Annotated in this window: 3 protein-coding genes; 1 reads left to right on the plus strand and 2 read right to left on the minus strand. The window is 30.6% G+C overall.

The window, feature by feature from the left end:
* Positions 1-99: 99 nt before the first annotated feature.
* On the minus strand, positions 100-873 hold the full coding sequence (locus DIU01_RS14340; RefSeq protein WP_290835618.1) for a polysaccharide deacetylase family protein: 774 nt from the start codon (positions 871-873) through the stop codon (positions 100-102).
* Between the two features lie 128 nt (positions 874-1,001).
* Positions 1,002-2,540: a sodium:solute symporter gene (locus tag DIU01_RS14345; protein WP_290835620.1), complete on the minus strand. Its 1,539-nt coding sequence runs from the start codon at positions 2,538-2,540 to the stop codon at positions 1,002-1,004.
* A 121-nt stretch (positions 2,541-2,661) separates the two neighbouring features.
* Between DIU01_RS14345 and recR the strand changes: the two genes are divergently transcribed.
* Positions 2,662-3,282, plus strand: coding sequence for a recombination mediator RecR (gene recR / locus DIU01_RS14350; protein WP_290835622.1), 621 nt, complete (start codon positions 2,662-2,664; stop codon positions 3,280-3,282).
* The last annotated feature ends 36 nt before the right edge of the window (positions 3,283-3,318 follow it).

Consider the following 3,318-nt stretch of genomic DNA (forward strand, 5'->3'; position numbering starts at 1 on the left):
GCAATTGAAAAAAGGATTTCCATTCTGTCAGGGCTAATTAGGTTTCCATTTTAATTTTTGTAGAGACATCTGTAGAAATCTTCGTTAGAAAAGTAGTTTTTAATTGGCCTGTTCTAAATCTGATAATTCAGATATAGTATAAAATTTCATATTATTATTTTTAACATAATTGCATATTTCAATTAATGTTTGATATTCGGTTTCATAATTATTCTGAAAACTTAAAACTGGTTTGTGAGCATAAAAAATGACAATTTTGTTATTTTTTTTTGCATATTCTAAAAGTGATAAAAAATAGGGAATATTAAAATGTGAATAATTTTTATCTATCCCTAAACCAAAAACAAGTCTACTATCGGATTTATAGTAACAATTTTGCGAAATTGGAGCCGCATTGCCATAAGTTGTTCCTCTAATAATTTGAAATTCATTCAAAAGTAAATTATCTGTTGTGGTATTTCGTGAACCATACGGATATGCAAATGATGTTGGTAGCAAATCAAAACTACTCATTTGAGTAATCATAGGTGTAATTTCGTCATTTATATAAGCAGTTGTCGAGTTTGATGAAATGAAGTTTATTGCATTTAAGTGATTTAAACCATGACCACCAATATCGTGTCCTTCGCTTTTTAAAGCTTTAAGTTTTTGAATTTTATCTGATGATAATTGATTAAATCGAGTTACAAAAAATGTAGCTTTCCAATTATAAGGTTGCAAAACGGTATTTACTGCATGCCATTCATTGACATAATCATCATCAAAAGAAATTACTACACCAGATTGTTTGTTTTGTTGTTGATATGAAATTTCATCATTTTCATTACATGAAAATAGTGTAATAGTTACTAATAAAACAAAATATTTTTTCATGTTTTAAACGATTTAACTCCGACAGAGTTCGAAACTCTGTCGGAGTTGATAAAGGATTTTAATGCTATCATTCCCAAACTTTCAAAGCTAATTAAGTTTTCATTTTAACTTTTGATAAAGTTTCATCTCTAAAACTTAGTCTGACTAGTAGCTGGCTTACTTATCATCAACAATCCAATAAAAGTAATCAATCCATTAACGATAATTAATTCGTTATCAATAACATAATTTCCAAAAAGAGCCGCCGAATTTTTAGCAATTAAAAAACAAACCAAAGGCGAAATCACACAAATAATCGGAACCAATTTATCATGAACCGTTTTCGATTTCATAAACAATCCAAACGCATACAATCCTAACAGCGGTCCGTAAGTATAACTCGCCACTTTAAAAATCATCGTCACAACCGATTTGTCATTCAAAGAATTAAATATAATTATCACCAAAAACATCAACAACGAAAACCCAACATGAACCAAATGTCTTGTTCTAACTAATTTTTTATTTCTTATTTCAATTTCTTCATTGGAATTTGGAATTTCACTATTGCAATTTTTACTTTCTTTGTCCATTCCTAAAAAATCTACACAAAAAGAAGTTGTTAAAGCCGTCAGAGCCGAATCGGTTGTGGCAAAAGTCGCCGCTGTCAATCCTAATAAAAATACCACTGCTGGAATAATATTTAGATGATTAAAAGCAATTTCTGGAAACAATAAATCAGTACGTTTCACACCATCAACCATTGGAACTGAAATTCCGTTTTTCTCTGCATATAAGTAAAGTAACGCGCCAACACTTAAAAAGAAAATATTAATTACCACAAAAATTCCGGTAAAAGTGAACATGTTTTTTTGCGCTTCGCCAATATTTTTACAACTCAAATTCTTTTGCATTAAATCTTGGTCTAATCCAACCATGGCAATAGTTACAAAAATTCCACCCAAAATTTGTTTCACAACATAATTGCCTTTTAAGTAATCTTCATAAAAGAAAACTTTCGAATAATTACTGTTTTTTACAGCTTCAAAAGCTTCTGTAAAACTATAATCCAAACTATTGCAAATAAAAATAATAGTCAAGAAAACCGATGAAACTAAAAAGAAGGTTTGCAAAGTATCGGTGATAATAATCGTTTTCAATCCGCCACGATACGTGTAAGCAAATATTAATGCTAATGAAATTAAAACCGTCATTGCAAACGGAATGTTATAAGCATCAAACACAAAACGTTGCAATACAATTACAACCAAATACAAACGAAAAGCAGAACCAATCGTGCGACTTATCAGGAAGATTGTTGCTGCAGTTTTATAACTCACAACACCAAGTCGTTGTTCAATATAACTATAAATCGATGTCAAATTCATTCGATAATAGAGTGGAAGCAAAACGGTTGCAATGATAATAAAACCAATGGCATTTCCTAACACAAATTGGAAATATTTAAACTGCAAATCGGGATTTCCTACTTCGCCAGGAACCGAAATAAATGTCACTCCAGAAAGTGCCGTTCCAATCATTCCGAACGCTACCAAATACCATTTCGAATTTTTATTTGCCTTAAAAAAAGCATCATTACTGCTGTCTTTTTTGCTGACCAAATTTGAAATTAAAATCAGAATTCCGAAATAAATAATGATAATGGCTAAGATAGTTCCTGACGACATAAAGTGGTTTTTTGTTTGTGCTAAAATAGGAATAAATGAGAATATAGAGTATAGAAAATAGANNTCTATTTTCTATTCTCTTTTTTCTATTCTCTTTTTCAAAATTAACTACTTTTGCTAAATGGAATTTTCATCAAAATTATTAGAAAAAGCAGTCAACGAAATGGCGCAGTTACCCGGAATTGGTAAGCGAACTGCCTTGCGATTGGTGTTGCATTTGTTAAAACAACCTTCAGAGCAAACACATTATTTGTCGCAAGCATTAACTACAATGCGTGATGATGTAAAATTTTGCAAAAACTGTCACAATATTTCCGATGTTGAAGTGTGTGAAATTTGTTCAAATGCTTCTCGAAATCATAAAATTATATGTGTTGTAGAAGATATTCGCGATGTAATGGCGATTGAAAATACCAATCAATTTAAAGGAATTTATCATGTTCTTGGCGGAAAAATTTCACCAATTGATGGCGTTGGTCCAAGTCAATTGAATATCAGTACGTTAGTTAACAAGGTAAAAATGGGAGTTATAGACGAAATAATATTTGCTTTAAGCTCAACAATGGAAGGTGATACCACCAATTTTTACGTTTATAAACAACTAAAAGAATTCAATGTAAAAACATCCACAATAGCAAGAGGAATAGCAGTTGGCGACGAATTAGAATATGCCGATGAGGTGACTTTGGGTAGAAGTATTGTGCAACGCGTTCCATTTGAAATTTCATTAAAAAATAATTAGATAATATTCTATTCTAACTTTTTTATTTTTAGATTT

The organism is Flavobacterium sp. (assembly GCF_003525665.1).
Taxonomy (GTDB): Bacteria; Bacteroidota; Bacteroidia; order Flavobacteriales; family Flavobacteriaceae; genus Flavobacterium.

Coding starts and splice junctions, on each gene's coding strand:
- DIU01_RS14340 (WP_290835618.1), bottom strand. CDS start 873: ATGAAAAAATATTTTGTTTTATTAGTAACTATTACACTATTTTCATGT.
- DIU01_RS14345 (WP_290835620.1), bottom strand. CDS start 2,540: ATGTCGTCAGGAACTATCTTAGCCATTATCATTATTTATTTCGGAATT.
- recR (WP_290835622.1), top strand. CDS start 2,662: ATGGAATTTTCATCAAAATTATTAGAAAAAGCAGTCAACGAAATGGCG.